Source organism: Terrisporobacter mayombei (assembly GCF_020748465.1).
GTDB classification, from domain to species: domain Bacteria; phylum Bacillota; class Clostridia; order Peptostreptococcales; family Peptostreptococcaceae; genus Terrisporobacter; species Terrisporobacter mayombei.
On the sequence record NZ_JAHZMP010000168.1, the window covers coordinates 1 to 482 of the forward strand.

The 482-nt window shown below is 29.7% G+C and carries 1 protein-coding gene and 1 pseudogene; both read left to right on the top strand.

The features are described from left to right. Positions 1 to 248: helix-turn-helix transcriptional regulator (locus K0039_RS20940; protein WP_228106851.1), on the top strand; the 248-nt coding region annotated here is incomplete at its 5' end. A gap of 18 nt (positions 249 to 266) precedes the next feature. Continuing rightward, a pseudogene (locus K0039_RS20945) lies at positions 267 to 482 on the top strand (AraC family transcriptional regulator); the annotation flags it as partial.

The window sequence follows — 482 nt, forward strand, 5'->3', positions numbered from 1 at the left end:
CTTATTATCATTTAACACGCTTATTTAAGTCTATGTTTGGTGAGAGTGTAGGAAGCTACATAAAAAAAAGACGATTAGTAAATAGCACAAAAGAACTTTTATACACTGATAAAAAAGTGATAGATATAGCTATTGGTAGCGGGTTTGAATCTTCAGAAGCATTTAGTAGAGCTTTTGAATCTATATACCAAGTTAGCCCTCTAGAGTATAGAAAAAAGAGAATTGATGGATTTGTTTGTAACAAGTAGAAATTAGAATTAGACTTTATGAGACATCTTATCGGAAATATAACGATTAAACCAGTTATAAAAGAAATAGATGAAATAAAGATAATAGGTATAGAAGATAAAGTGATACTAGAAAATAATTCATTACCTGAACTATGGGATAAGTTTAGAAAGGTACACCAAATTGTTCCAAATACTTTACCATCAGAGAGAGTTTTTGGAATCTGTGAAGCAACATCTGAAATACACCTAATT